This window comes from Streptomyces kaniharaensis, from assembly GCF_009569385.1.
In the GTDB taxonomy this organism is placed as follows: Bacteria; Actinomycetota; Actinomycetes; order Streptomycetales; family Streptomycetaceae; genus Kitasatospora; species Kitasatospora kaniharaensis.
On sequence record NZ_WBOF01000003.1, the window covers coordinates 436320 to 462753 of the forward strand.

Below are 26434 nucleotides of genomic sequence, written 5' to 3' on the forward strand. Positions count from 1 at the left end.
CCTCTTGCTCCGCGGAGTCGAGGCCGACCGTCGCCGTCACCCGGCTGCCGGGCCGTACTGGCGGTGACGTCGAGCGGCGCGCACCGTGGTGACAGGGGCCGACGACCTGAAGGACGGTGCACATGGACGCGAACGACTCCGCTCCCCGCGTCGTGGTCGGCGTCGACGGCTCGCCGTCGTCGCACGCCGCGCTGCGCTGGGCGGTCCGGCACGCCAAGCTGATCGGCGGGGTCGTGGACGCGGTGGGCGCGTGGGAGCCGCCGAGCCACTTCGGCTGGTCGGCGCCGGTGGTCGACATGTCCTACGACAAGGACTTGGCCGAGCGGCGGTTCACTGATGAACTCCAAGCGGTGCTCGGCGCGGACCGGCCGGTGGAGGTTCGGCAGACGATGGTGATGGGCGATCCCTCCGACGTACTCCTGGACGCGGCGCAGGGCGCCGAATTGCTGGTGGTGGGCAGCCACGGCCACACCGGCTTCACCCGGGCCCTGCTCGGCTCGGTGAGCACGCGCTGCGCGCAGCACGCCACCTGCCCCGTGGTCATCGTCCGCGCGCAGTGAGCCGACGGACGGGTCCCGGCTGCTCCGGGCGGCCCCGTCAGTCCTCCACCAGGTCGAGGATCTCCTCCACCGGGCGGCGCGGGCTGGCGGCACCGGGCGGGCCGTAGCCCAGGCGCAGGACCAGTTGGACGTGGGCGGGCCCGTCGGCGGGGTCGCGCAGGCGCCAACGGGTCTCGGGGATCTCGACGGCCTGGTGCAGGACGGAGGCGCGCAGGCCGTGGACGGTGGCGAGGAGCCAGACGCGTTCCAGTGCCTGTCCGGTGCGCAGCCAGTCGGTCTGGTGGTCGAGGTGGGTGGTGAGGGTGGCGAGTTGGGGCAGGGCCTCGAAGCGTTCGGCGGGGGTGGTGTGATGTGGCGGGTGGCCGGTGAAGCTGCGCATGGGGATGCGGGCGTCGCGGTCGTGGGAGCCGAGGGCGGCGAGGGGGATGCCGTCGTAGGAGGGTTCGAGGCGCAGCCAGCGGCGGGTCTCGGCCTCGCGGGTGACGTCGGCGGCGATGCGGGTCTCGGCCTCGGAGGTGACGGCGAGGACGCGGCGCACGCCGTGCTCTTCCAGCATGCCGAGCGTGACGCCTTCCTCCTGGGCCGCGGTGATGAGGTCGGCGACCAGTGCCTCGGGGACGTCCCGGTTGGTGAACGGCTGCCGGCTGGAGTGGCGCCTCGCGATGGCCGGGTAGAGGTCGGCTCCGAGGGGCTGTGACCAGTCGGTCGGTGCGGAGAGGTCGAGGACGGCTCGCGGCTGCGCGCCTTCACCGGCCGGCAGCAGCCGGACGGCGGCCTCGCGGCCGAGGTGGGCGGCGGCCACGCGCAGGTTGAACAGGGCGGCACCGATCGAGATGTGCAGCGCCCTGCCGTCGGGGTCGGCGGCCGGGACGGCCCGGCGCAGGTCGGCATGGACCTCCAGGCCGAGCAGGTCGGGCGTCGGGCGGAAGCGCCACGGCTGGCTGTTGTGCAGTGAGGGCGCCGCGCCGCCGGCTTCGGCCAGCAGGCGCAGGTCGGCGGTGGTGAGGGCGGTTTCGGTGGTCATGGTGGTCCACTCCCTGCTCCCGGCGGGGAGCGCCGGTGATTCGAGCGTCCCCTGAAACGGCCTCCCGGGCGAGGGCCCAACGGCCCTGGACCGTCGGCCGTACGGCCTTGCCGGGTCGGCCTCTCGGACGTTCGCCGCGAACGACCACTCCGTAGCAGGCCGACCACGCGCGGCCCTTCCGGTGCGACCTCACGTCTCCGTTCACCGATAGTCCGAAATTCGCCGCCTGTCCGTAATGAACGATTGTGTTCCCTATCGCCCCGGGTCTACTGTCGTTGTTAGTGAACGGATGCGTTCCCTCCTAATCGCTCGCTCCCAAGTCATCGGGGGACCTGCCATGGCCACTTCGCGCGCCCTGACCCAGGCTCCGCCCGCGCCCGCACGACGCGGCCAGCACCCAGGGATAGCCCTCACCGTCATCGCGGCCACCCAGCTGATGGTGGTCCTCGACATCACGATCGTGAACATCGCCCTGCCGCACATCCAGCAGGCGCTGAAGTTCAACACCACCGACCTGTCGTGGGTCATCAACGCCTACACCCTCACCTTCGGCGGACTGCTGCTGCTCGGCGGACGGACGGGCGACATCCTCGGTCGCCGGCGCGTCTTCATCGCCGGCGTCCTGATCTTCAGCTTCGCCTCGCTGCTCGGCGGCGTCGCCCAGTCCGCCGCCTGGCTGCTCGCGGCCCGCTCCCTCCAAGGCCTGGGCGGCGCGATCGCCTCGCCGACCGCGCTCGCGCTGATCGCGACCAACTTCAAGGAGGGCCCGGAGCGCAACCGGGCCTTCGGCGTCTTCTCCGCCGTCGCCGGCGCGGGCGGCGCCATCGGCCTGCTGCTGGGCGGCATGCTGACCTCCTGGCTGTCCTGGCGCTGGGTGCTCTTCGTCAACGTGCCGATCGGCATCGCGATCGCGCTGCTGGCACCGCTCTACATCAACGAGTCCGAACGGCATCCCGGCCGCTTCGACCTCCTCGGCGCGTTCACCTCCACCGCGGGCATGGTGTCGCTGGTGTTCGGCTTCATCCGGGCCTCCGAGCACGGCTGGACGGACCCCGTGACCCTCCTCGCGTTCAGCCTCGCGGTCGTCCTGCTGGCCGCCTTCCTGCTCAACGAGCGGCGGGTGCCGCAGCCGATCACCCCGCTTCACCTGCTCCGAAATCGCAACCGCTCCGGCGCGTACGGGCTGATGCTCTGCCTGGCCGCAGCGATGTTCAGCATCTTCTTCTTCATCACCCTGTTCGTGCAGAACATCCTCGGCTTCAGCCCGCTGCGGGCCGGCTTCGCGTTCCTGCCGATCAGCGCCGCGATCATCGCCGCCGCCCAGTTCGCGGCCCGCAACCAGCTGCGGTTCGGCCCGAAGCCCTTCATGGTGACGGGCTCGCTCCTGGTGGCGAGCGGAGTCTTCTGGGCCACGCAGATCGACATCGACACCACGTACGTCGGCGGCATCCTCGGGCCGACCCTGCTGTTCGGCTTCGGGATGGGATCGATCTTCGTCCCGGTGATGCTGACGTCCGTGTCCCGGGTGGCCCCGCACGAGACCGGCGCGGCGACCGGCATGCTCAACACGACGCAGCAGGTGGGCGGTTCGCTGGGCCTGTCGATCCTGGTGACGGTGTACGGCACGGCCAGCCGCAACGAGGCGAGACAGCAGGTCGGGAAGTTCCTCCAGCAGGCGGCGCCACAGGAGGCCGCCCAGTTCAAGGCGACCGGGAAGCTGCCGGAGCCGTATTCGTCGGAGGTGCTGGTGCACGGCATCTCCAGCGCCTTCTCCATGGGTCTGGTGTTCGCGGCGCTGGCCGTGGTGATCGCGGTGTTCGTCATCAAGGTGCGCCGGGACGACCTACCCGCCACTCCTCCGGGGGACGGCACTTGACAGGACGTCGGGGCGTCGAGGACAGTCCTCTATGTTGCAATGGTTTTCATCTTCGATAACCGCCGCAACGTCAGGTCCAGATCCCGCAACCCCCGCGAAAGGGGACCCCTATGTCGCTCGACGTCTCCCCCGCCCTCCTGGCCCAGGCCGAGCAGGGCCAGGTCAGCGAGGCCGACTTCCTCGACACCGTCCGCACCTCCCTCCCCTACGCCTACCAGGTGGTCGCCGGCCTCAGCACCGAACTCGGCGCCACCGAGGTCGAGTTCGTCGACGACAACACCACCCCCACCGACGAGGAGCGCGCCCAGCTGCTGCGCGCCCTGGCCAGCAACGCCATCCGGGGCAGCCTGGAGAACCACTTCGGCGTGAAGCTCGCCTTCGTCAACTGCCACCGCGTCGCCGCGTTCCGCCCCGGCGCCGAGCAGAGCGACACCTACCGCGAGTTCACCTCGCTGCGGAACCAGATCCTCAACCAGACCCCTGAACTGCGCAGCTGCTGACCTCAAGCACACGGGCCCCTGCTCGCCGAGCGAGCGGGGGCCCGCTACGTTGCCGGGGGCTTTCGCCCACTCGGCGACCGCGAGATGTCCCGGAATGGTCGCCGCCTCAGTGGACGTTAAGTCCGTTTCTGGTAGCGGCCTCGTCCGGGTTGGGTGAGGAAGCCTTGGCGGGTGAGGCGTCCGAGGCGGCTGCGGGTGATGTTGACGGACGCCTCGTCGGTGGGTATGCCGAGGAGTTTGTGCAGCTCGCGTGCCCGGAATGCCTGGTCGGGGTGCTGGTTGAAGGCATTCACGATTGCCTGGTAGGTGGTGTTCGTCTCGGGTGGTTCGGATTCGGCTCCTGCCGGCGTGACCTCCGCGATGATCTTTCGGGTGGTGGCCAGGTCCGTGAGCCGCGCTTCGGTCTCGGTCAGGTCGGCGGCGAGCTCTTCAATCCGGACCCGTAGTTCTGCGGCCCGGGCGGCGGCCTCGTCCTGCCGGGTCTGGAGGTCTGCCAGGAGTTCGGCGACGTTCACGCGGCCAGTCCAAGGGTGTCGCGCCAGGCCGGGGCTGGTGTGGTGAGGCGGCGGGTCATGTTCGCGGTGGAGGCCCAGTAGACGCGTGAGGCGGAGGTGTCGGGCCGGTGGTCGTACTCGCGGGCGAGGCGTCGATGCAGCATCAAGGTGCCGTTCGTCTGCTCCACCACCCACCGTTTCGGCTGCGGGACGAAGCCCTTGCCCTGGTCGGCCGGGTTGCGGCGGACGACTTCGACGTCGATGTCCAGCAGTGCACCGTGGATGACGACCTCGTCCTTGAAGCCCTGGTCCACCAGGGCCTTCTCCAGACGCATCCCGCACCGTTCGGCGGCCTGGTCGAGCAGGGCGGTGCCGGCGGCGTTGTCGTGGGTGGAGGCGGCCAGGACGACGACACCGATGATCAGCCCCATGACGTCGACGGCCAGTCCCCGCTTGCGGCCCGACACCTTCTTGTTCGCGTCCAGTCCCGTGGTGCTCTTCGGAACACCGGCGGCCGCGCGGACGGACTGGGTGTCGATGATCACGAGGGACGGGTCCTCTAATCGGCGGGCCCTCTCCCGGATTTGGCAACGCAGGAGTTCCTGGATCCGCTGGTCGAGCCCGTCCTGGCGCCACAGGCCGAAGTAGTAGAACACCGCCGACCAGGACGGCAGGTCATGGGGCAGGTAGCGCCACTGACAGCCCGTCCGGTTCTGGTAGAAGACCGCGTTCACGATCTCCCGCAGATCACAGGACCCCGGATCCCCGGTCGCCGATCGCGCCACCCGGTCCTGCTTCCAGGCCGTGATCATCGGCTCGATCAACGCCCATTGCTCGTCCGATAAGTCGCTCGGATACGCCCGTCTGTCCATGCGCCGCAGAACATCACCCGAACCACGACTGGCACGCCAGTACGGCCAACGTTCACACGAACGAGCGATCACGAGCCGAGAGAAAAGGGACTTAACGTCCACTCAGAACTCCCCGGTCGCGAGCTCCAGATCGAACGGCGCCGGCAGCCGAACCGGGACGCCGAAGGGGTGCGGGCCCTCGACCAGGGTGTAGCCGAGCGCACCCGGCTGCGAGAAGAGTGTGCAGGCGCGCTCCTGGCGGTCGACCAGCAGGTAGACCGGAGCGCCGAACTGGGAGTAGCGGCGGCGCTTCGCCGTGCGGTCCGTGTCGGCGTTCGACGGCGAGGTGACCTCGACGACGAGGAGCGTCTGGTCGGGCAGCAACGCACCTTCGGTCTTGGCCAGTTCGGCCGGAACGACCGCCAGGTCCGGGACGTAGAAGTTCGCCGTGCCCGGCAGGTCGAGGTTCCCGGAGCCCGCACGGAGGCCGAGTTCGCGCATCCGCGGGCCGATCTGCTCGCGAATGAGATCGATGGCGCTCTCATGCGCCCAGGACGGAGACACAGGGGTGATGACTCCCTCGATGATCTCGACGCGGTCACCCGCGATGTGCTGAATCGCGTACTTGAGGGCCTGTTCCGGGTTCGGCACACGGCTGTAGTCGCCCGGGCCGGCGTGCGCTGTGCTCACTCCGCTGCTCCCCTGTCCGGCGGCGGCGCCGCACCCGATGGGCCCGCCTCGGGGCAATACTACCGGTACACGAGGCCCGACCCTGCGTCACGCTCCGACCGGTCCCATTACCTCTGGCCATCTGACTAAGCGCTTGCTTAGAATCGGCGTCCGACTCATCGCCGTCCCCAGGAGACGTCCATGTCCGCAGTGAATCGCCAGGTCCGTCTTGCTCGCCGCCCGGTCGGGGAGGTGCGGGACGAGGACTGGGAGCAGGTGGTGGAGCCGGTCGGGGTGCCGGGGCCGGGGCAGTTCCTGGGGCGGACGCGGTACGTCTCGCTGGATCCGGCGATGCGGGGGTGGCTGGACGATCGGCCGTCGTACCTGCCGCCGGTGGGGATCGGGGAGGTGATGCGGGCCGGGTCGGTGGTCGAGGTCGTGGCGTCGGAGCACCCCGAGTTCCGGCCGGGTGACCACGTCGTCGGCGCGTTCGGGGTGCAGGACTACGTCGTGTCGGACGGGAAGGGCGCACTGCGGGTGGATCCGTCGCTCGCACCGCTGTCGACGTACCTCGGCGCGCTCGGGATGCCGGGCATGACGGCGTACTTCGGACTGCTGGAGGTCGGGGCGCTCAAGGAGGGCGAGACCGTCGTGGTCTCGGGTGCGGCCGGTGCGGTCGGCACAATGGTCGGCCAGATCGCCAGGGTGAAGGGCTGCCGGGTCGTCGGGATCGCGGGCGGCGCGGAGAAGTGCGCTCTGCTGACCGGCGAGTTGGGGTTCGACGCGGCGATCGACTACCGCTCCGAGGACGTCCGCAAGGCGCTGCGCACGCACGCGCCGGACGGTATCGACGTGTACTTCGACAACGTCGGCGGCGCGATCCTGGACGCCGCGCTGACCCGGCTCGCGATGCGCGCCCGGGTGGTGGTCTGCGGGGCGATCAGCCAGTACAACAACGAGACGGCCGTGCAGGGCCCGTCCAACTACCTGTCGCTGCTGGTGCGTCGGGCGCGCATGGAGGGCTTCGTCGTCTTCGACTACGCCCGTCGCTACACCGAGGCGTCCCGCGAGATCGCCGGCTGGATCGCCGACGGCCGGATCAGGGTCAAGGAGCACGTGGTGGAGGGCACCGTCGGCGACTTCCCGGCGACGCTGCAGATGCTGTTCCGCGGCGAGAACACCGGCAAGCTGGTGCTGCGCCTGACCTGACGGGCCGTGGCCGGGTGGCGGAAGGTCCGCGAGAAGAACCGCAGGACGAGTGCCGGTCCGGGTGCCGTCCGGCCGCAATTCTTGCGGTAGCGGGGCAGGTACGACCGGACGAATCCCACCGATTTGGTACCGGGCACCTACTCCGGGTGAGCATGAGCGGTCGCTCCACCGAGCGCGAGCAGGACCAGGAAAGGCGCACCACCCTCATGCAGACCAGCCCGGCCGTACCCCGGCAGGCATCCCGACCGACCCCGCCCACCGGCGCGGAAACGGTCACCCCCTCACCCCGGCCGGGCGGCCGCTTCGGGCTGACGACCGCCACCGCCCTCGTGATGGGGAACATCATCGGCGGCGGCATCTTCATGATCCCGGCCGCCGTGGCCCCCTTCGGGACGGTCAGCCTGGTCTCGTTCGCCGTGCTGACCATCGGCGCGATCGCTCTGGCGCTGGTCTTCGGGCAGCTCGCGCGCCGCAATCCGCGCACCGGCGGTCCGTACGTCTACGCCCGCGAGGCGTTCGGCGACTTCGCCGGGTTCCTGTCGGCCTGGTCGTACTGGATCACCACCTGGGTCAGCAACGCCGCGCTCGCGGTGGCCGCCGTCGGCTACCTCGACGTGCTGGTGCCGATCGGCCACTCCACCGCGCTCACCATCGCCGCCGCGCTGACCGTCCAGTGGCTGCCGGCGCTGGCGAACCTGGCCGGCACCCGCTTCGTCGGGGCCGTCCAACTCGTCTCCACCGTACTGAAGTTCATCCCGCTGGCGCTGGTCGCGGTGGGCGGCCTCGGCTTCTTCGACCCGAAGAACCTCGGACCGTTCGACGCCTCCGGCCAGGGCTGGCTCGGCGGGATGACGGCCGCCGCGGCGATCCTGCTCTTCAGCTACCTGGGCGTGGAGTCGGCCGCGATGAGCGCGGGCGAGGTCCGCGACCCGGAGCGCAACGTCGGCCGGGCGAGCGTGCTCGGCACGGCCGGGGCGGCGCTGGTCTACCTGCTGGGCACGCTGGCGGTGTTCGGCACGGTCGCACACGATCAGTTGGTCCATTCGACCGCGCCCTTCTCGGATGCCGTGAACGCCATGTTCGGCGGCTCGTGGGGCGGCACGGTCATCGCCGTCGCCGCGCTGGTGTCCATGACCGGCGCGCTCAACGGCTGGACGCTGCTGGCCGCCCAGGCGCCGTACGCCGCCGCGAAGGACGGGCTGTTCCCGGCCGCGTTCGGCCGGGAGCGGCACGGGGTGCCGGTGTTCGGCGTCGTGGTCAGCGTCGCGCTGGCCTCGCTGCTGACGGTGCTCAACTTCGCCTCCGGCGCGAAGGGCGCGTTCGACATCCTGGTGCTGGTCACCACGTTCACCGCGACCGTCCCCTACCTGCTCTCCACGGCCGCGCAGCTGTACTGGCTGGTGCGCGGCGGCCGGGCGGTGGCCCCGGGCCGGCTCGCCAGGAACGCGGTGCTGGGTGTCGGCGCGTTCGGCTTCTCGCTCTGGCTGGTCGCCGGGGCCGGCTACGCGGCCGTCTACCAGGGCGTGCTGTTCCTGTTCGCGGGGATCCTGGTCTACGTCTGGATGGCGGGGCGGCGCGCGGCGGCCTGACGGACCGCGCACAGGGGACGTCCCAGCGCCCGGCGGTACTCGTTCACTGGTGGACGCGTACCGCCGGGCGCTTCTTCGTCGCCGGGTCGTCACGTCTCTTCTGCACCAAGTCGTCAGGTCGACAGATCGTCAGGGGCACGCGCCGTCATGCCGGCGATTCGGTGACTCCCGGGGTGAGCCAGTGGCCGAACGCCCGGGTTCGGAGGGCGTTCGAGCAGGCGGATGGACGCCCCGCCAAGATCACTGCGACGATGGCGCGATGACCTCCTCCCCGCTCACCGAGTCCCTGCTGCGTGGCGTCGCCGCGAACCCGGGCGCGCCGTCGGACGTCCTGCTGCGCCTGCTGAGGCCCGAGGGGAAGCCGGCGTGGTCGACTCTCCGTGACACTCCTCTTCCCCCCGACGTCGTCGAGGCCGTGATCACGCACCCAGACCGGGCGGTGCGTCGCATCGCCGCCCGCAACCGGTACGTCGCGCCCGAGCAGCGCGGTCGGCTGGCCGACGACCCTGACGAGCGCGTGCGCGCCAGCGTCGCCTCCGGCCCCCGCCGCCTGCGGCTCGACCGCGTCCCCCCGCTGCCCGACGAGGCGCTGGTGACCCTGCTGACCGCGCAGGACCACCCTGACCGGAACGAGTTCCTCACCGCGGACGAGATCCGGGCGGAACTGACTGCCTCCTTTCAGATTCCGCGATCCTTCATCCTCAGGGCGATGGATCACCCGGACCCACGCATCCGGGCCTTCGCCGCCGACTCTGGTTGGCAGCTCACCGCCGAGCAGCGCGACGCCCTCCTCGCCGATCCCGATCCGGCGGTACGGGCGGCGGCGCACCGCGCGAGCCGCTATCTCGACCCGGCCGCCATGGAGGCCGAGCTGCCCGAGCGCGACTGCCACCACCGCAGCGTCCTGCTCTGCAACTTCGCCATCTCCGACGCCGTCGCCGAAGCCTGCCTGGCCAGCGGCCGCAACCTGTGGGCCCTGGCCGGCAACCCGCACACCCCCGCCCACGCCGTCGCCCGGCTGGCCCACGACCCCGACCCCGAGGTGCGGGCACGGGTCGCATCCCGGCACGACCTCGACGCCGTGCTCCTGGCGGAGCTGGCCGAGGACCTCGACGCCGGGGTCCGCTCGCGTGCGCTGGTGCAGGCGCTGCACCGCCGTTGGAAGCAGTACGGCGTCATCGACGAGGTCACCGGCTGGACCGCCGACCAGATCGGCCCGCCGGTCGGACCGCACGACACGTCGGCCCCGGACTGGTACCGGGCCTGCGCCGAGTCCGAGCACCCGGTGCTCCGCCGGATCGCCGCCGCCTGGCCCGGTCTTCCCGAGGACCTGGTCGCCGCTCTCGCGGCCGATCCCGATCCCGAGGTGCGGCACCCACTGGCCTACCACCACCCGCTGGCGCCGCCCGAGGTCCTCCTCTCCGCGTTCGTCGCGACCCCCGGCGAGCGCCCGTACCTGCTGACGCTGCCCTCGTTCCCCCGCACCGGGCTTCAGCGTCTCCTCGTCCACGAGGACCCCGGGGTCCGCGCGCTGGCCGCGGCCGACCCGACGCTCGACCATCCGCCCGTCGAACTGCTCACCGACCCCGACGAGCGCGTCCGGCAGTCCGCCGCCGCGAACCCCCTCCTCCCGGCCGACCTCCTCGGCACCCTGCTCGACGACCCCGCCCACGCCGAGGGCGCGGCGGCCAACCCCACCCTGTCCGCGGAGCAGCTGCACCACCTGCTCGACCGCACCGGGCTGCCGGCGGGTTGTCAGTGCCCGGGTGCATGATCGGGGCATCCGACGAGCCGAGGAGCCTCACCATGCCGATCACCGACGAGCGGGTCGCCCAGCGCCGCTTCCTGCGCGCCCTGTACGCGGACGACTACTACCCCGATGCCGTCGTCGACCAGGGCCGCGACATCCTGCTGCGGCTGTGCGAGCGGATCGAGGCCGAGCGGCCGTCCGACCTCGCCGCCCTGTACGCCCTCACGGCCGTCGCCACCGAGGAGTTCAACGTCCTCCAGGAGGCGTTCGAGGCGGCGGACAGCGAGATCGAGACGGTCGCCCGCGAGGAGATCGCCGAGGACTTCGCCTTCATCGCCGAGGCCTACGACTTCCCGGGCGCGGACGTGGAGGGGCTGATAGCCGCACGGGACTGGTGAGCGTCCAGCAGGCGCACCATGTGGAGCTTGGTGACGGCCCGTCCGTCCACCAGAACGGCCTGCGGCTCCCGGCCCCACACCTCGAACCCGCAGGAGGTGTAGAGCCGGATCGCCGGGTCGTTGCCCTCCGACACCGTCAGCAGCACCTGACGCAACTCGCGGTCCCCAGCGGCTCGTTCGAGAGAACGCTCGACCAGCGCGCGGCCGACACCCCGGCCGCCGGCCGCGCGGGCGACGGCCATGCCGAACAGCGTCGCCTTGTGCCGCTCCTGGCGCCGGCCGGGCACGCGCAGCCCGGCCGTCCCGACCAGCTCGCCGTCCACGTCGAACGCCCCGAGCAGGGCGCCCGGCCCGCGCTCGGCCTCGGCCAGCCGCCGCACGGTCGCCGCGACCGGCTTCTCCCGTTCCTCCTCGTGGCTCGACGTGAACGCGCTCGGCGTCTCCCGCAGGGCGGTGAGCCGAAACTCCCGGTACCGCTCGGCATCGGCCACGCGCAGCCGCCGGATGACGACCCCGCTAGCGGCTGACACGGGTGCACCGGGTGATGTACGGCATGGCGATCTCGTCGCGGCCCGCGAGGTCGGGGTGAGTGGCGAGGAGCTCCTCGACGTCCGCCAGCAGGCGGGCCCGCTCCGCCTCCGGCAGGGCGATCACATAGCTGCGCGACGCGACCATGTCGACGATCTCCGCGCGGGTCGTGACGTGCTGCCAGCGGATTTCCAGCCGCTCGGGGGCACCGAAGGGCGCGGGCACCACCGGCTGGGTGTCGATCACCTGCCGGGTCGAGCGGTGCATCAGGGCACCCAGTGCGGCGGCCCACGGCTCGGACTCGTCGCGGACGTTCCACACCAGCGCGAGTGTCCCGCCCGGGGCGAGCACGCGCGCGATCTCCGGCACCGCCGCGCCCTGGTCGAACCAGTGCCAGGCCTGCGCCACCACCACCGCGTCCACGCTGCCGTCCGCCAGCGGGATCCGCTCGGCCGAGCCCGCGCGCACGGCCGCCTTCGGGACGGCCGCCGCCAGCTGGTCTCGCATCGCCTCGTCCGGTTCGACCGCGACCACGTCCAGGCCCGCGTCCACCAGCAGCCGGGTCAGCTTGCCGGTGCCCGCACCCAGGTCCAGCACCCGTCGAGCCTCGCGCGAAACGACCGAGCCGATCAGCGCCTGCGGATAGCCGGGCCGCCCCTGCTGGTACGCGCTCGCCGCCGCACCGAACGACCGGGCCCGCAGCTTGCCGGACCAGCGCCGGGTGGCGCCCTGGCGGGTCATCCCGCAGGCCCGGCCGATCTCCTCCCAGGTCGCGTGCCGTCCGCGGCGCAACTCCTCGACCAGGACGGTGCGGCGGTCCTCCAGCGTGGCGATCACGCCGGACAGACGGCGCAGTCCGGCAAGTCCGCCGTCGCCCGCGACGTCGTCGGCGATGCGCCGAGCAAGATCATCGACAGTCATGGGCGGCAATGTACGCCGGGCTCCCGAAGGCCGTCAACAGATATTGCTTCGAGGGCAACAGATGTTGCCCAACCCCACCGGCGAGGCCGCCGCCTCACGCCCGTCATGGCGATGACGCCCGCCTCACCCCTTCCAGGGAATCCCATCGCCACTTGTTGACCCCGATACCACGAACTCACCACCCCTGTCGGTGACTTCACCCAGAAACCCCCAGCATGAGCGAATCCGAAGCTTGAATGCCGGTACGACCGCCCGGCGGCGACAAACCTTGGTGGACACGCCGTCCCCTGCCGAGACGGCGGCGGCCATGCCAGCAAGCCCCGCACCACTGGGCGAATCGTCTGACATGTCCCGCAATTTCGCACCAAGTCGGCTCTACAGCAGTATTTTTGAGCTTCACTCAGAAATGTCGGACCCCGGCTATGCTGCCCCGAACCACCGCCCCCGTCCCCTTCCGATCGTTTGAGGATGCTGATGCTTCGAGCTGGATCGTCACCAGGCAGACGGCCTTCCGCTCCCCTGCTCTCGTGGCTGCTGCCCACGGCCGTGCTGGCCGCAGCCGCGGTCACCGCCGCGGCCGCGGCGTCCGCCGGGGCCCGCGCCGAGGTGCTCTGGTGCGGTCTGACGGGCACGGCGGCGGTGGCCGTGGTGGCCGCCGAGGCGGGCCGTCGGGGGCGGGCGCTGGCCATCCTGCGCGAGCAACACACGAAACTCGAAGCGGAGTTGAGCCGACGCCTCGCCCGGCAGGACGTCGCGACGACCACCCTCGCGAAGGAGACCCTGCCGGCGGCGGTCCGCCGGCTCCAGCGCACGGGCTCGGTCGACAACGCGATGCGGGCGCACGAGACCCGCGACCCGCTGCTCAGCCCCGAGTTCCAGGCCGCCCGGGACGAGGTGCTGTACCGCGTCCTCCAGATCGTCGACAACGAGGAGGCTCTGCGCGAGGCCACGCAGCGCGCCTTCGTCAACATCGCCCGACGCGTCCAGGCGATCATCCACCGCCAGGCCCAGGACCTGCGCGAGATGGAGGACCGCCACGGCAACGACCCGGCCGTCTTCGACGACCTGCTGCGCCTGGACCACGGCAACGCGCTGACCGGCCGCCTCGCCGACAGCATCGCCGTCCTCGGCGGCGCCCGCCCCGGCCGCCAGTGGAGCCGGCCGGTGGCCCTGTACAGCGTGCTGCGCGGCGGCATGTCGCGCATCCTCGAGTACCAGCGGGTCGACCTGCACCCGGTGGCCGAAGTCGCCGTGGTCGGCCCGGCCGTCGAACCGCTCATCCACGCGGTCGCCGAACTGCTGGACAACGCCACCCGCTACTCCCCGCCGCACACCCACGTGCACCTGAGCGCGTCCGAGGTGCAGAGCGGGATAGCGATCGACATCGAGGACGGCGGCCTCGGCCTCAGCGATGACAGCCGGATCCGCGCCGAACGCATCCTCAAGACGGCCCAGGGCGACTTCGGCCTCAACGACCTCGGCGAGACCCCCCGGCTCGGCCTGGCCGTGGTCGGCCGGCTCTGCCGGGCCTACGGCTTCCAGGTGTCGCTGCGCCCGTCCGCCTACGGCGGGGTGCGCGCGGTGCTGATCGTGCCGCAGGAACTGCTCACCACCGCGCCCGCCACCGGCCGGGCGCACGGCATCGGCAGCTTCTCCGGCCCCCGGCCGCTGCCGGCCAACCCGCCTCGCCAGAAGGCCGGTTCGCGACCCTGGGGGGCGACCGCAGCACCGGTCGCGGCATCCGGCCCGTCCTCCGGCACCTCGCCGTGGGCCGCGTCGGGCCCCATGCGGCCGGGCCCGACGCGAGCGAACGGGGTACGGCCCGGGCCGGCCGAGGACGACGTCACCGTGGTGACCGAGCGCACCGCGAACGGCCTGCCGCAGCGCCGGCGCCACCGCCCGGGACCGACCGGGACCGGCGTGCCCGGGCCCGCCCGGGCCCCCGAACCGACCGGGGACACCACCGGGACCGCGGACCGGAAGCCGGTCGAACCCGGCGTCTGGCTGGCCGCGTTCATGGAGGGCGTCAACGGCGAGGCACCGTCCACCGGTTCGGCCGGCCAGACCAGTGAAGAGACGTCAGGGAAAGGCGAGCAGTGATTCAGCACCGTACCAACATGGACTGGATGCTCAGGGATCTTGCGGAGAGCGTCCCGTGCGCCCGTCACGTCATCGTCCTGTCCGCCGACGGCCTGCGGATGGCCCAGTACGGCACGGACCCGGACACCGCCGACCGGCTCGCCGCCGCCTGCGCCGGCCTGCAGAGCCTGGCCACCGCGGTGGCCCACGAGTTCCCGCACGGCGACGGCCGGATGCGGATGGTCGTGATCGAGGTGAGCGGCGGCTTCTTCTACATGATGGCGGCCGGCTCCCGCGCCTACCTCGCCGTCCTCGCCGACGAGGGCGTCGACGCCGGGCTGGTGAGCATGCAGATGCGGGACCTCGTCGCCCGGATCGGCGAGCACCTGACCGCACCCCCGCGGAGCGGCGAGCAGGTCGCGTGAGTGAGCGGAAGGTCGACTCATGACTGAGCCCCCCGGCCGTGGCGGCTGGGCGGACGAGAGCGAGCCGGAGCGTCTGTACGTCATCACGCGTGGACGCAGCGGCCCGGGCGGGCAGACCCCGTTCGACCTCGTCACCCTGATCGTCGCACGCGCGGAGCCGGCGCCGACCATGCAGCCCGAGCACGCGGCGATCCTGCGCCTGTGCGGTTCGCCGCTGTCCGTCGCCGAGATCTCCGCGTACCTGCGGCTGCCGACGAGCGTGGTCACCGTCCTGCTGGCGGACCTGCTCGCCGACGGCCTGATCGAGGCCCGCGCCGCCGTACCCCCGGCGGACTTTCCCGACCGTGCCCTGCTGGAAGCGGTGATCCATGGACTTCAGAGACTCTGACACGCTGGTCGGTCCCTCGGGCGCGGACCTGCTCCCGGCCACCGCGGCGACGGCCGTCAAGGTCGTGATCGTCGGCGGTTTCGGCGTCGGCAAGACGACCCTGGTCGGCTCGGTGAGCGAGATCCGTCCGCTCACCACCGAGGAGACGATGACGCTGGCCGGCGCGGGCGTCGACGACCTCGCCGGGGTGGAGCGCAAGACCGAGACCACCGTCGCGATGGACTTCGGCCGGATCAGCATCAGCGACGAGCTCGTGCTGTACGTGTTCGGCACCCCCGGGCAGGAGCGGTTCTGGTTCCTCTGGAACGGCCTGTTCGAGGGGGCGCTGGGCGCGGTCGTGCTGGTCGACACCCGCCGGCTGGAGGTCAGCTTCGAGGTGATCGGGCGGCTGGAGGACCGTGGCGTGCCCTTCGTGGTCGCCGTCAACGGCTTCCCCGAGTCGCCGGACCACCCGGTCGAGGAGCTGCGGGCCGCCCTGGACCTGCCGCCCGAGGTGCCGATCGTCGCCTGTGACGCCCGGCGGCGCGACTCCTGCCGGGACGTCCTGATGGCCCTGATGCGCCACCTGTACGACCTCGCCGCGTCGCGCCCGTGAGCGCCGTTTCCGATCCGAGCTTTCCGTTCTGATCCGAGCCTTCCGTTCCGACCCCGGAGACCCCGTGACCGCCCCGCTCCCTGACGATTCCTCCGTGCTCCCGCCCCCCGGGTGCCCCGCCCACGGCCTCGACCCCGGCCTGCTGGGCCCGGGCGGCGTCCGCCGTCTCTACGGCCCCGAGGCCGAGTCCGACCCGTGGGCCCTGTACGAGAAGCTGCGCGCCGAGCACGGCGAGGTGGCCCCCGTCCTGCTCCACGGCGACGTGCCCGCCTGGCTGGTGCTCGGCCACTCCGCCAACCTCACCGCGATGCGCACCCCGTCCCGCTTCTCCCGGGACTCCCGCCGGTGGACGGCGTTCCAGGACGGCCGGGTCGGCGCGGACTCGCCGCTGCTGCCGGTTGTCGCCTGGCAGCCGATGTGCGTGTTCACGGACGGCGAGGAACACCGGCGCCTGCGCGGCGCCGTCAACGACGGCCTGAACCGCTTCGACCGGCGCGGCATCCGGCGCCACGTCACCCGGTTCGTCGACCAGATGGTGCAGGAGTACGGCCCCACCGGCCGCGCCGAACTGGTCACCCAGTTCGCCGAGCACCTGCCGATGCTCGTCATGACCCAGCTCCTCGGCATGCCCGACGAGTACGGCCCGCGGCTGGTCGAGGCCGCCCGCGACCTCATGAAGGGCACCGAGACGGCGATCGCCAGCAACGACTACGTGGTGGCGACGCTGCGCCGCACCATCGAGCGCAAGCGCGCGGCGCCCGGGGACGACCTGGTCTCCTCGCTGATGCAGCACCCGGCCGGACTCACCGACGACGAGGTGCTGGCACACCTGCGGCTCGTCCTGCTCGCCGCGAACGAGACCACCGTCAACCTCATCGCCGACACCCTGAAGATGGTCCTCACCGACCCCCGCTTCCGCGCCCACCTCTCCGGCGGGCACATGACCCTGCCGGACGCCCTCGACCAGGTGCTGTGGGACTCCCCGCCGCTGATCATCGTCGCCGGCCGCTGGGCCACCGGCGACACCGAGCTCGGCGGGCAGCAGATCAAGGCCGGCGACCTGCTGCTCCTCGGCCTGGCCGCCGGCAACTACGACCCGACCGTCCGGCCCGACCCCACCGCGCCGCTCTTCGGCAACCGCTCCCACCTGTCCTTCGGCAGCGGCCCGCACGAGTGCCCCGGGCAGGACATCGGCCGCGCCATCGCCGAGACCAGCATCGACCACCTCCTCACCCGCCTGCCCGACCTGCGCCTGGCCGTCGAGGAGGGGGAGCTGACCTGGACCTCGGCCTGGCTCTCCCGCCACCTCGTGCGCCTCCCCGTCGAGTTCACCCCCAGGACCCTCGACGACGAGCCGGCCGGCGAGGACGAGCCCACGGCCTCCGTCCCCCCGGTGGCCGACCCGGCACCTCCCGCCCCGCCCGCGGCCGCCGTCCCCCGCCCGCGCCGCAGCTGGTGGAGCCTGCTGACGGCCCGGTTCCGCCGCTGACGGCTTCGAGGACGCCTGGCCCTTATGCCATTGGGGCCAGGCGTCCTCGGGCGTCCGGCGTCCTCGGGCAGGACGAGCGTCCGGGCTTCAGTCCCGGGCGTCGGCGCGGCTGCGTTCGAGGGTGAAGGTGTCGACCGGGGTGAGGTCGCCGTGGGGGCCGTCGAAGGTGTAGTAGGTGACCCGCATGCGGGTGCGGCCGGTGCGGCGGTCCCCCGGGTCGACGTCGAAGGCGGCGAAGCCGTGGGTGTGCCGGCGGTCCTGGACGGCGGCCCAGGGGGCGTCCTCGGTGACCCAGATCGACTCGCGGTAGGGCGCGCCCGGGCGCGGTTTGTCCTCCAGGGCGACGACGACGCGGCCCTTGGGCTGTTCGAAGAGGTCATCCTGGGTGGTGGCGGCGTTGCCGCCGGCTCCGATGATCATGTGGACGGTGCCGCGGTCGGTGTAGACCAGGTCGGGGTCGGTGTCCGAGGGCACCGGGGTGCGGGTGTCATTCGGGAGCGTCCCGCGGACGGGGTGGGAGCGCTCGTAGTAGTGCTCGTGGCCGCTGACGACGAGGTCCACGCCGTAGGCGTCGAACAGCGGGCCCCAGGCCTCGCGGATCCCGAGGTCGCTGCCGCTGCCGTGCATGGAGCTGGAGATCATCGGGTGGTGCATGCAGACGACGATCCAGTCGATCTCCCGGCTGTCCCGGGCGGCTCGCAACTCTCGCTCCAGCCAGCGCTGTTGGGCGCCACCCGAGTAGCCGCGCAGGTAGGTGTCGCCGCTGTTCTGGATCGCCACGTCGTCGTTGGCGAGGCTGATGAAGCGGACCGCGCCGACGGTGAAGGCGTACCACATGCCGGCGGTCTCGTCGTCGGAGGAGGCGGCCGAGTCGGGCAGCGAGAAGTAGGTCTGGTAGCCGAGGGCGCCGATCGGGCCGTTGCCGCCCTCGTTCTCGTGGTTGCCGGCGCAGGGCATCCAGGGGCGCAGCCGGGTCGAGCGGCTGTTGTTGATGAACCAGTCGGCCCACGTCGCGGTGCGGCTCTGCCCGTGGCGGCCGCTGTAGGAGGCGTAGCAGAGGTCGCCGTTGACGAGGTTGAACAGCGGGCCGACGCGCTCGACGGCGGCGACGATGTCGGCGGCGGCCGGGGAGCCGACCTGGCTGCTGGTGAACACCGGGTAGCGGCCGAGCGGGGAGGGGACGCCGTCGGGGAACACGACCTGCCGGCGGAGGTTCGGGGTGGCCTGGTCGCCGAAGCTGGTGAAGGTGAAGGCGGCCCGGCCGCGCGGGGCGGTGGTGAAGGAGCCCATTTCGGGGCTCGCACCGTCATGGCCGGCGGTGTAGAGGTAGGTGGTGGCGGGGCGGAGTCCGCAGAGTCGGGCGTGGTGGACGTACACCTCGTCCTTGGAGAGGGAGTCCCGGTAGGTGCGGGTCTCGGCCTCGACGACCCGACCGAGGCCGCCGTCCGGGGAGCCGAGCCGGACGTGCGGGCGGCCGACGGACTGCGGGGTGATCCAGGAGACGGTCATCTCGCCGGAGGGGTCGGTGCCGAACTGCAGGTGGAGCCCGCTGACGCTGGGCGCGCCGAGCCGGTGCGGGGTGGACTGGAGCAGCGGGCTGGGTTCCCCCGCCTCCCCCGCCGACGCCGTGGCGGTCGTCGGGGCCGCGACTCCCGCCACCAGTGCGGCTCCGGCCGCCGACGATCCCTTGAGTAACGATCTGCGGGCGATGCTCAATGGAACTCCGTTGTCTTGCCGGGACGATGACGTCGCAGCACTGTACCGGCATGAGCATGCCCGGGCGATCGGTCAATGCCCGAACTCACCTGAAGTCAGCGGCTCCTGGACCGTCGGCGGCTCAGGCGACGTGACGGGTGAGCACTGCGGTGTGCAGTTGTCCGCCGGTCTGGAACTGCAGGAAGACCCGCCAGTTGCCGGGTTCGCCGAGCAGGGCGTAGAAGGTCAGCGACGGCCCGCCGTGCTCCGCGGTGGCGGGGGTGACGGGGTGAAGGTGGGCCAGTGCCTGGTCACCCTCGTGGATGATGCTGAGGTGGGCGTAGCTGCCGAGGTACGGCTGGAGGTCGGTGACGGGCTGACCGTCCTTGCTGATCGTGACGATGAGCGGGCCGGGCGTCCCGGCCGTCAACTCGCCTCGGACGTCAACGGTGTAGCCGTCGGCCGTGGTGCTGTCGGCCGCGGCGGGCAGTGGCACCGCGGTGGCCTCGCCGGGCACCGTCACGGTGCGGCTGAGGACGAGTTCACTGCCCTTGCGCGGGCCGGTGTTCGGCGTGAACTCGGCGTACAGGCGCCAGTTGCCCGGTTCGAGGGCGGCGAGGTCGGTGGTCCACGTGCCGTCGGCGGCCATCGTGGGGTGCACGTGCTGATAGCCGGTGAGGTCCGAGCGGATCGCGTAGAAGTGCAGCCGCTTGGTCTGGACTTCGGCGAAGTCGGTGACGGGCCGCCCGTCCGGACCGGTGATGGTGAACGGGTAGCTCGCTGCTCGGCCGGCGGGAAGGCTGGTGGCCGAGGAGTCGAGGCGGTAGCCGTCGCGTTCGGCGGCCAGGCCGTCTCCCGTGGTCATGCCCGCCATGCCCGGCATCCCTGGCATGGCGGGCATCCCTGGCATGGCGGGCATTCCCGAGGGCGCCGCGCTGGGCATCGCCATCGCTCCGTGGTCCATGCCGGGCATGCCGGAGTGCTCCGTGTCCGCGGACGAGCTTCGCGCGGGCAGAACCAGCAAGGCGATCGCACCGATTGCAAGTACGAGGGAAAAGGCCCAGAGGAGACGGTGCCCCGCCCACTGATTGGTCGAAGGGGAGTCCCCCCGCTCGGTGGCCGTCGACTTCTCTTGCTCGATGCGCGTGTTCACTCTTGCCTGCTCTCCCGTCGTTCGGCCGGTCGGGCCGCGATAACCAGGAGATACGAACGACCGGCTGCCGATAACAGAAATTGGGCATCCGAACGCCGACGCCCGGGAGGTCCGAAGGACGGAACGGCCCCGACTACCCCGCCCCCGGGCCGAACCGGCGCCGGTACGCCGATGGCGCGAGCCCGGTCTCACGGCGCAGCAGCGCACGCAGATTGGCGGCGGTGCCCAGCCCGCTGCGCCGGGCGACCATCTCGAAGCGCGACTCGCCCCGCTCGATCAACCGGCATGCCAGTGCGACGCGTTCCCGCGTGAGCCACGCCAGCGGTGTCGTGCCCAGTTGCGCCTGGAAGCGGCGGTGCAGCGTCGCCGTGCTGACCGAGGCACGCGCCGCCAGGCCGGACACCGTCAGTGGTGCGTCCAGTCGCTCCTGTGCCCAGGCCAGCAGCGGTGCGAGGGACTCGTCCGGGATGTCCGGCACAGGGCGCTCGATGAACTGTCGCTGCCCGCCGTCCCGGTGCGCGGCGAAGACCAGCCGCCGGCTGACGGAGTTGGCGATCTCCGCACCGTGGTCCCGTCGGACGATGTGCAGCCCGAGGTCGAGTGCGGCCGCGCTGCCCGCGGCGGTGAGGATGTCGCCGTCGTCGACGAACAGGACGTCCTCTTCGAGGTGGACGGCGGGGAACCGGGCCCGGAAGGAGTCCGCCCACTGCCAGTGCGCGGTGGCGCGCCGGCCGTCGAGAACCCCGGCCTCGGCGAGCGTGAAGGCGCCGCTGCAGAACCCGACCAGCCTCGTGCCGCGCTCGTGCGCCCGCCGGACGGCGTCGAGTACGGCCGGCCGGCGGGGCACGTCGACGTCGGGCCGGTTGGGGACGATCAGCGTGTCCGCGGAGTCCGCTGCCTCCAGACCGGCCACTCCCGTGAGGGTGAAGAAGCCGTCGCGCATCAGCGTGCTCGGCTCGGGCGAGCAGAGGCGGAAGTCGTACAGATCGCGGCCGATCTCGGGTCTGCGCAGGCCGAACACCTCGGTCGCGCAGCCGAGCTCGAAGGGGTTCGAGTTCTCGTCCACGATCACGACGACCCGGTGCGGGTCCGCCGTGGGGTCCATGTGAGAGGAATCTTGCGGCATATGCAATTCCTAGCACTCACGTCGGTTGCGGCCCACCGGCAAGGATTCCCTCATGAGCAACGACCCGATCAACCTCGGCGAGGCCCTGGCCTCCTTCGACGCGCTGTGGAGTCCCCGCATCGTCACTCGCGTCAACGACTACGACGTACGCATCGCCAAGGTCGAGGGCGAGCACCTCTGGCACGCCCACGACGACACCGACGAGTTCTTCCTGGTGCTCGACGGGGAGCTGTTCATCTCCTTGCGCGAGCCGGCGGGCGAACGCACGGTCCGGCTTCCCCAGGGCGCGGTCTTCACCGTCCCCCGGGCCACGGAGCACAAGCCGTCCGCCCCCACCGGCGCCGCGATCCTCATGTTCGAGCCCACGGGGACGCCGACTGTCGGTGATCGCCACGATCAGATCCCCGACCACATCGACGCGACGACGGGGCACGCCCTCGAATCGTGAACGCCTTCGGGCACGGAGGACCGGGTCGATCGCGCCGATCCGGTCGGGTCGGCCGGGGGTGCCCTGATTGTCGACCGTAAGAGTGTGCGACCCTGATCCGATGTCGCTCGCCCATGTCCCCGCGGAGCCGATAACGCCCGATCCGGTGCGCGAGGTGCCGGACACGCTGCTCACCCAGTCCTGGCTCGACCTGTCGTTTCTGCACTGGGCAGCGGACCCTGCGGACGTGGCACCGCTGCTGCCGGCCGGGACCGTGCCGGACACGCACGACGGGCTCACCTATGTCGGCCTGGTGGCGTTCCGGATGCATCGGGTGGGCTGGTTCAAGGTGCCGGGTGTCCCGTACCTCGGCACCTTTCCGGAGACCAACGTGCGGCTCTACTCGGTGGACCGGCACGGGCGGCGCGGCGTGGTCTTCCGCTCGCTGGAGGCCTCGCGCCTGGTGCCGGTGGCCATCGCCCGCAGCACCTTCCGACTGCCCTACATGTGGGCCCGGATGGCGATCCACCGCCATGCGGACACCATCAGCTACACCAGTAGCCGGCGCTGGCCGGGGCCGCGTGGGGCGCGCTCCCGGATCTCGGTGCGCATCGGCGAGCGGATCGAGGAGCCGACCGCGCTCGAACACTTCCTGACCGCCCGCTGGGGCATGCACAACGCGTACTTCGGCCGGATGGTGTACCTGCCCAACTCCCACCAGCGCTGGCCGCTGCACCGGGCGGAACTCCTGCACTGCGAGGACGAGTTGGTGACCGCCGCCGGGCTGCCTTTGCCGGTCGGCCCGCCGGTGAGCGTGCTGTACTCCCCAGGCGTTCCGGTCCGCTTCGGCCGCCCCGCTCGCCCCGGCGGCCTGCCCACCCGCTGAGCTCGCGCATGTGGGCGCTGGGCGAACCCGGGGTGCTGGTCATGCGGCGGCTTCGATGCCGAGGTCGGCGAGGAGGCCGCGGATGCGCTGCTCGATCTGGTCGCGGATCGGGCGCACGGCGTCCACACCCTGGCCGGCCGGGTCCTCCAGCTTCCAGTCCAGGTACCGCTTGCCGGGGAAGTACGGGCAGGCGTCGCCGCAGCCCATGGTGATCACCACGTCGGACGCCTGCACCGCCGCGACGGTGAGCACCTTCGGCACCTCGGCGGAGATGTCGATGCCGACCTCGGCCAGGGCCTCGACCACGGCCGGGTTCACCGTGTCGGCGGGGGCGGAGCCGGCGGAGCGGACCTCGACCCGCTCGCGGCCGAGGTAGGTGAGGAAGGCGGCGGCCATCTGGGAGCGGCCGGCGTTATGGACGCAGACGAACAGCACGGACGGGATGGCGGGAGAGCTCACGGGGGTACTTCCTTCGGGCAGGAACAGGAATGGCGGTGCGGGGTTCAGCGGCTGGTGGCGGCCGGGTGGTGCTCGCCGTGCGGGACCACGACGTCCTCGGCGGCGGCAGCGGCGGGGCGGCCGAACAGCACGGCGACTAGGGCGACGCCGACCACCACGCCGACGAGCTGGGCGGCGACGAACGGCAGCACGGAGGAGGGCGCGATGCCGGCGAAGGTGTCGGTGAACGCGCGGCCGACCGTCACGGCGGGGTTGGCGAAGCTGGTGCTGGAGGTGAACCAGTAGGCGGCGCCGATGTAGGAGGCGACCGCGACCGGGGCGAAGTGCGCGCGGCCGGTGCGGGCCAGGCCGAAGATCAGCAGGATGAGCCCGGCGGTGGCGACGACCTCGCCCAGCCACAGGTGCGGGGCGAAGCGGGCGTCGGTGGACCAGGCAACGAGCGGCTCGGCGAACATCGCGTCGGCCAGCACCGCCCCGCCGATCGCGCCGAGGATCTGGGCGGGCAGGTAGGCGGCGGCCTCGCGCAGGGTCGGGCCCTCGCCGTCGCGCCGGCCGGTCCACCACGCGGCCAGGGTGACCACGGGGTTGAAGTGCGCGCCGGAGACCGGGCCGAGCAGCGCGATCAGCACGCCGAGGCCGAACACGGTGGCCAGGGAGTTGGCCAGCAGCTGCACGCCGACGTCCTGGGACAGCTTGGTGGCCTGGATGCCGGAGCCGACCACCACGGCGACCAGCGCGCCGGTGCCGACGAACTCGACCGCCGCGCGGCGGGGAAGCGGGGCTATCTCGGTCATCTCGCACCGCCTGCCGAGACGGTGGCGGCCGGGGCCTGGAGCAGAGCGGACAGCTTGGCCAGCGCGGCGGGCAGCACCCAGTAGTAGACCCAGGTGCCGCGCCGCTCGGAGCCGACGAGTCCGGCCTCGCGCAGCACCTTCAAGTGGTGGGAGATGGTCGGCTGGGAGACATCGAAGGGGCCGGTCAGGTCGCAGACGCAGGCCTCGCCGCCCTCGTGCGAGGCGATCAGCGACAGCAGCCGCAGCCGGACCGGGTCCGACAGAGCCTTGAACATCTTCGCCAGGTCGGCGGCGGATTCCTCGCCCAGGGGCTCGCGGACCATTGGCGAGCAGCACGCCACCGCGTCGTCCTGACCGAGCACCGGCAATTCCAGATTCGACATACGTCTATGTTGACAGCCATCTATTCAGAGAGGCAAGCTTACTGTATCGACAGACGTCGAAACAAGACCTCGGATCGGGGAGACCGCCATGTCCCGCGTTCAGCTCGCCCTGCGCGTCGCCAACCTCGAAGGCTCCATCGCCTTCTACTCCAAGCTCTTCAACGCCGAGCCGGCCAAGCGCCGTCCCGGCTACGCCAACTTCGCCATCACCGAGCCCCCGCTCAAGCTCGTCCTCATCGAGGGCGAGACCGACCAGGACACCCGCCTCGACCACCTCGGCGTCGAGGTCGAGAGCGCCGAGCAGGTCACCGCCGCTACCACCCGCCTCAAGGACGCCGGCCTGGCCACCTTCGAGGAGAACGACACCTCCTGCTGCTACGCGCTCCAGGACAAGACGTGGGTGACCGGCCCGGGCAAGGAACCCTGGGAGGTCTACGTCGTCAAGGCCGACGCCGACACGCTCGGCAAGAGCACTGCGGTGCCGGACGCCTGCTGCGGCAGCTGAGCGGCGTGTGGATTTGGCGGGGTGCTACTGAAAGCTCTCCGCCTGCCACACCAACCGCCCGGTCGCGTGCGGCTCGTCGGAGCAGTGGGTCTCCGGTTCGCGGGCTGCCACAAGCCGGGTGATGCTGGTGATGAAGCCCCCCGAGGTGTCTGCATCGGCACCCCTTGTCACGAGTGGCGGTCGGCGATACGCGGCCTGCCGCCGGGCGATGGACGGGGTGGATCGGTCGATGGCGGGAGGTCGACATGGAAGCCTCAGCGCTGGAAGCGATGCGGACAACGCTCCGCGGGCCCGTCATCGGGCCACAGGACCCCGAGTACGACCGGGCCCGCACGATCTACAACGCGATGATCGACAAGCGCCCCGCGGCCATCGTGCGATGCGCCGACGCCGCCGATGTGATGGCCGCCGTCGACTTCCTCCGCGACAACGGTCCGGAGCTCGCCGTCATGGGCGGCGGGCACAGCGGGCCCGGCCTCGGCCTGGTCGACGACGGCGTGACCATCGACCTGTCGCCGATGCGGTGGATGCGCGTGGACCCGGAAGCCCGGACCGCGCAGGCCGGCGGCGGGAGCCTGCTCGCGGACATCGACCACGCCACGCACGCTTTCGGCCTCGCCGTGCCCGCCGGCATCGTCTCCACCACGGGAGTCGGCGGTCTCACCCTCGGAGGCGGACACGGGTACCTCACCCGCAAGTACGGGCTGACCGTGGACAACCTGCTGTCGGCGGACGTGGTCCTCGCCGACGGCAGCTTCGTCAGGGCGGACGAGGCGACCAACCCGGACCTGTTCTGGGCGCTGCGCGGCGGTGGCGGGAACTTCGGCGTCGTCACCTCCTTCACCTACCGGCTCCAACCGGTGGACACCGTGGGAATGGCGATCACCGTGTGGCCGATCGAGCGGACGCGTGAAGTGCTGGAGTGGTACCGGGAGTTTCTCCCGCAGGCGGGTGGGGATCTGTACGGCTTCGTCGCCCTGATCGTCGTCCCGCCCGGGCCTCCCTTCCCCGAGGAGATCCACCTGCAGAAGATGTGCGCCATCGTGTGGTGCTACACCGGCGACCCCGACCGGCTGGAGGAGGCCATCGCGCCGGTGGCCGAACCAGGCCGGCCCGCCTTCCGGTTCGCCACCCCGATGCCCTTCCCCGCACTGCAGAGCCTGTTCGACGAACTGATCCCGCCCGGACTGCAGTGGTACTGGCGCGGCGACTTCTTCGACCGCATCACCGACGAGGCCATCGACGTCCACCTGAAGTACGGCTCGAACATCCCGACCATGCTGTCCACCATGCACCTGTACCCGGTCGACGGCGCAGCCCACCAGGTCGGCACGGACGACACCGCCTTCAGCTACCGCGACGCCACCTGGTCCGGCGTCATCGGCGGCATCGACCCCGACCCCGCCAATGCCGCCACCGTCCGGCAGTGGTGCATCGACTACTGGCAGGACCTGCACCCCCACTCCATGGGCGGCACCTACGTGAACTTCCTCGGCAGCGGCGAGGGAACCGATCGGGTCCAGGCCGCCTACCGCGACCACTACCAGCGGCTCGCGCAGGTCAAAGCCGCGTACGATCCCGACAACCTCTTCCACGTCAACCAGAACATCCGGCCCGCCCGGTAGCCGGACCGCGACCCACGACGTCTCCTTCAGAGACGG

Annotated in this window: 28 protein-coding genes; 16 read left to right on the top strand and 12 right to left on the bottom strand. The window is 71.6% G+C overall.

Features of this window, described 5'->3' with window-relative positions; genetic code table 11:
* The first annotated feature begins 122 nt into the window (after positions 1 to 122).
* Positions 123 to 560, top strand: a complete 438-nt coding sequence (locus F7Q99_RS33145; RefSeq protein WP_153468624.1) for a universal stress protein — start codon at positions 123 to 125, stop codon at positions 558 to 560.
* Between the two features lie 37 nt (positions 561 to 597).
* Here F7Q99_RS33145 and F7Q99_RS33150 read toward each other — a convergent pair whose 3' ends face one another.
* Positions 598 to 1584 (bottom strand): Acg family FMN-binding oxidoreductase, encoded by a 987-nt coding sequence (locus F7Q99_RS33150; protein WP_153468627.1) that lies wholly within the window; start codon positions 1582 to 1584, stop codon positions 598 to 600.
* 337 nt (positions 1585 to 1921) lie between these two features.
* Between F7Q99_RS33150 and F7Q99_RS33155 the strand changes: the two genes are divergently transcribed.
* Both F7Q99_RS33155 and F7Q99_RS33160 read left to right on the top strand, forming a co-directional pair.
* Positions 1922 to 3460, top strand: coding sequence for an MFS transporter (locus F7Q99_RS33155; protein WP_153468630.1), 1539 nt, complete (start codon positions 1922 to 1924; stop codon positions 3458 to 3460).
* A gap of 110 nt (positions 3461 to 3570) precedes the next feature.
* Positions 3571 to 3960 carry an SCO5389 family protein gene (locus F7Q99_RS33160; RefSeq protein WP_153468633.1) on the top strand — a complete coding sequence of 130 codons (390 nt, stop codon included), beginning with the start codon at positions 3571 to 3573 and terminating at the stop codon, positions 3958 to 3960.
* A 116-nt stretch (positions 3961 to 4076) separates the two neighbouring features.
* On the opposite strand, the gene F7Q99_RS33165 is transcribed toward F7Q99_RS33160, so the two are convergent.
* The 3 genes from F7Q99_RS33165 to F7Q99_RS33175 all read right to left on the bottom strand — a co-directional run bounded on the left by F7Q99_RS33165 (position 4077) and on the right by F7Q99_RS33175 (position 5995).
* Positions 4077 to 4475, bottom strand: coding sequence for a hypothetical protein (locus F7Q99_RS33165; protein WP_326846958.1), 399 nt, complete (start codon positions 4473 to 4475; stop codon positions 4077 to 4079).
* A complete protein-coding gene (locus F7Q99_RS33170; protein ID WP_153468636.1) occupies positions 4472 to 5326 on the bottom strand; it encodes an IS5 family transposase in 855 nt (284 codons plus the stop codon). The genes F7Q99_RS33165 and F7Q99_RS33170 overlap by 4 nt, the downstream gene beginning before the upstream one ends.
* Positions 5327 to 5428: 102 nt before the next feature.
* A complete protein-coding gene (locus F7Q99_RS33175; protein WP_326847429.1) occupies positions 5429 to 5995 on the bottom strand; it encodes a Uma2 family endonuclease in 567 nt (188 codons plus the stop codon).
* A gap of 180 nt (positions 5996 to 6175) precedes the next feature.
* Here F7Q99_RS33175 and F7Q99_RS33180 point away from each other — a divergent pair, with 180 nt between their 5' ends.
* The 4 genes from F7Q99_RS33180 to F7Q99_RS33195 all read left to right on the top strand — a co-directional run bounded on the left by F7Q99_RS33180 (position 6176) and on the right by F7Q99_RS33195 (position 10920).
* Complete coding sequence (locus tag F7Q99_RS33180) at positions 6176 to 7183, top strand: NADP-dependent oxidoreductase (RefSeq protein ID WP_153468642.1); 1008 nt, start codon at positions 6176 to 6178, stop codon at positions 7181 to 7183.
* Between the two features lie 206 nt (positions 7184 to 7389).
* Complete coding sequence (locus tag F7Q99_RS33185; RefSeq protein ID WP_153469509.1) at positions 7390 to 8772, top strand: amino acid permease; 1383 nt, start codon at positions 7390 to 7392, stop codon at positions 8770 to 8772.
* A 259-nt stretch (positions 8773 to 9031) separates the two neighbouring features.
* Positions 9032 to 10546 (top strand): hypothetical protein, encoded by a 1515-nt coding sequence (locus tag F7Q99_RS33190; RefSeq protein WP_153468645.1) that lies wholly within the window; start codon positions 9032 to 9034, stop codon positions 10544 to 10546.
* Positions 10547 to 10578: 32 nt separating this feature from the next.
* A complete protein-coding gene (locus F7Q99_RS33195) occupies positions 10579 to 10920 on the top strand; it encodes a DUF5713 family protein (protein ID WP_153468648.1) in 342 nt (113 codons plus the stop codon).
* Here the strand turns inward: F7Q99_RS33195 and F7Q99_RS33200 are convergent.
* Together F7Q99_RS33200 and F7Q99_RS33205 are read right to left on the bottom strand one after the other, a co-directional pair.
* Positions 10866 to 11450 (bottom strand): GNAT family N-acetyltransferase, encoded by a 585-nt coding sequence (locus tag F7Q99_RS33200; RefSeq protein ID WP_153468650.1) that lies wholly within the window; start codon positions 11448 to 11450, stop codon positions 10866 to 10868. The two genes, F7Q99_RS33195 and F7Q99_RS33200, sit on opposite strands and share 55 nt — an antisense overlap.
* Positions 11437 to 12369, bottom strand: a complete 933-nt coding sequence (locus F7Q99_RS33205; RefSeq protein ID WP_153468652.1) for a class I SAM-dependent methyltransferase — start codon at positions 12367 to 12369, stop codon at positions 11437 to 11439. Before F7Q99_RS33205 ends, F7Q99_RS33200 begins: the two co-directional genes overlap by 14 nt.
* Positions 12370 to 12843: 474 nt before the next feature.
* Between F7Q99_RS33205 and F7Q99_RS33210 the strand changes: the two genes are divergently transcribed.
* The 5 genes from F7Q99_RS33210 (at position 12844) to F7Q99_RS33230 (ending at position 17345) form a co-directional block, all read left to right on the top strand.
* The gene (locus F7Q99_RS33210; protein WP_153468655.1) at positions 12844 to 14469 is read left to right on the top strand and encodes a sensor histidine kinase; all 1626 of its coding nucleotides are present in this window, start codon (positions 12844 to 12846) and stop codon (positions 14467 to 14469) included.
* A 17-nt stretch (positions 14470 to 14486) separates the two neighbouring features.
* Positions 14487 to 14873, top strand: a complete 387-nt coding sequence (locus F7Q99_RS33215; protein ID WP_153468658.1) for a roadblock/LC7 domain-containing protein — start codon at positions 14487 to 14489, stop codon at positions 14871 to 14873.
* A 19-nt stretch (positions 14874 to 14892) separates the two neighbouring features.
* Positions 14893 to 15261 (top strand): DUF742 domain-containing protein, encoded by a 369-nt coding sequence (locus F7Q99_RS33220; RefSeq protein ID WP_153468660.1) that lies wholly within the window; start codon positions 14893 to 14895, stop codon positions 15259 to 15261.
* A complete protein-coding gene (locus tag F7Q99_RS33225) occupies positions 15242 to 15856 on the top strand; it encodes a GTP-binding protein (RefSeq protein ID WP_153468663.1) in 615 nt (204 codons plus the stop codon). The genes F7Q99_RS33220 and F7Q99_RS33225 overlap by 20 nt, the downstream gene beginning before the upstream one ends.
* 94 nt (positions 15857 to 15950) lie before the next feature.
* Positions 15951 to 17345: a cytochrome P450 gene (locus F7Q99_RS33230; protein WP_195911359.1), complete on the top strand. Its 1395-nt coding sequence runs from the start codon at positions 15951 to 15953 to the stop codon at positions 17343 to 17345.
* 87 nt (positions 17346 to 17432) lie between these two features.
* Here the strand turns inward: F7Q99_RS33230 and F7Q99_RS33235 are convergent, their stop codons facing one another.
* The 3 genes from F7Q99_RS33235 to F7Q99_RS33245 form a co-directional block, all read right to left on the bottom strand.
* Entirely contained in the window at positions 17433 to 19004 is a 1572-nt protein-coding gene (locus tag F7Q99_RS33235; protein ID WP_326847432.1) for a purple acid phosphatase family protein, read from the bottom strand.
* A gap of 178 nt (positions 19005 to 19182) precedes the next feature.
* Positions 19183 to 19932: a hypothetical protein gene (locus F7Q99_RS33240; protein WP_153468669.1), complete on the bottom strand. Its 750-nt coding sequence runs from the start codon at positions 19930 to 19932 to the stop codon at positions 19183 to 19185.
* Positions 19933 to 20326: 394 nt separating this feature from the next.
* The gene (locus F7Q99_RS33245; RefSeq protein WP_153468672.1) at positions 20327 to 21319 is read right to left on the bottom strand and encodes a helix-turn-helix domain-containing protein; all 993 of its coding nucleotides are present in this window, start codon (positions 21317 to 21319) and stop codon (positions 20327 to 20329) included.
* 52 nt (positions 21320 to 21371) lie between these two features.
* Between F7Q99_RS33245 and F7Q99_RS33250 the strand changes: the two genes are divergently transcribed.
* Both F7Q99_RS33250 and F7Q99_RS33255 read left to right on the top strand, forming a co-directional pair.
* Positions 21372 to 21767: a cupin domain-containing protein gene (locus F7Q99_RS33250; protein ID WP_153468675.1), complete on the top strand. Its 396-nt coding sequence runs from the start codon at positions 21372 to 21374 to the stop codon at positions 21765 to 21767.
* A 100-nt stretch (positions 21768 to 21867) separates the two neighbouring features.
* Positions 21868 to 22632: a YqjF family protein gene (locus tag F7Q99_RS33255; protein ID WP_153468678.1), complete on the top strand. Its 765-nt coding sequence runs from the start codon at positions 21868 to 21870 to the stop codon at positions 22630 to 22632.
* A 39-nt stretch (positions 22633 to 22671) separates the two neighbouring features.
* On the opposite strand, the gene F7Q99_RS33260 is transcribed toward F7Q99_RS33255, so the two are convergent.
* The 3 genes from F7Q99_RS33260 to F7Q99_RS33270 are packed head-to-tail and all read right to left on the bottom strand — an operon-like array spanning position 22672 to position 24268.
* Entirely contained in the window at positions 22672 to 23091 is a 420-nt protein-coding gene (locus tag F7Q99_RS33260; protein ID WP_326847433.1) for an arsenate reductase ArsC, read from the bottom strand.
* Between the two features lie 44 nt (positions 23092 to 23135).
* Positions 23136 to 23885, bottom strand: a complete 750-nt coding sequence (locus tag F7Q99_RS33265) for an aquaporin (protein ID WP_153468681.1) — start codon at positions 23883 to 23885, stop codon at positions 23136 to 23138.
* The gene (locus F7Q99_RS33270; protein WP_153468684.1) at positions 23882 to 24268 is read right to left on the bottom strand and encodes an ArsR/SmtB family transcription factor; all 387 of its coding nucleotides are present in this window, start codon (positions 24266 to 24268) and stop codon (positions 23882 to 23884) included. The genes F7Q99_RS33265 and F7Q99_RS33270 overlap by 4 nt, the downstream gene beginning before the upstream one ends.
* Before the next feature lie 88 nt (positions 24269 to 24356).
* Here F7Q99_RS33270 and F7Q99_RS33275 point away from each other — a divergent pair, with 88 nt between their 5' ends.
* Both F7Q99_RS33275 and F7Q99_RS33280 read left to right on the top strand, forming a co-directional pair.
* Complete coding sequence (locus tag F7Q99_RS33275; protein ID WP_153468687.1) at positions 24357 to 24773, top strand: ArsI/CadI family heavy metal resistance metalloenzyme; 417 nt, start codon at positions 24357 to 24359, stop codon at positions 24771 to 24773.
* A 245-nt stretch (positions 24774 to 25018) separates the two neighbouring features.
* Positions 25019 to 26398 (top strand): FAD-binding oxidoreductase, encoded by a 1380-nt coding sequence (locus tag F7Q99_RS33280; RefSeq protein ID WP_153468690.1) that lies wholly within the window; start codon positions 25019 to 25021, stop codon positions 26396 to 26398.
* Positions 26399 to 26434 lie beyond the last annotated feature (36 nt).